Here is a 255-nt window from a genome sequence, read left to right as displayed (position 1 = left end):
ATCGCTAGTATGTTTGTAAAATATGGTAGAGAGTATGCCCAAATATGTCATCAAATAGGTGATTTTTCAGAGGAAGAGCGTGCCATAAATGCTGTAGAATCTATGTATCAGGCAATTATAAAAAATGGGTGGGATGGAGAATGGTTCTTACGTGCATATGATGCTTTTGGAGAAAAAATTGGCTCCAAAGAATGTAATGAAGGAAAAATTTTCATCGAACCTCAGGGCTTTTGTGTTATGGCAGGCGTAGGAATC

General features: G+C 37.6%; 1 protein-coding gene. It reads left to right on the top strand.

Annotated elements, in window-relative coordinates; genetic code table 11:
- The coding region (locus ACQ3F0_RS26955) for a GH36-type glycosyl hydrolase domain-containing protein (RefSeq protein ID WP_428868886.1) at nucleotides 1-255 on the top strand (255 nt) is incomplete at both ends.

Source organism: Clostridium sediminicola (assembly GCF_050402865.1).
Lineage (GTDB): Bacteria > Bacillota > Clostridia > Clostridiales > Clostridiaceae > Clostridium_AF > Clostridium_AF sediminicola.
Note: the sequence above shows the minus strand (reverse complement) of the source record. Positions and strands in the feature narration are given on the sequence as shown.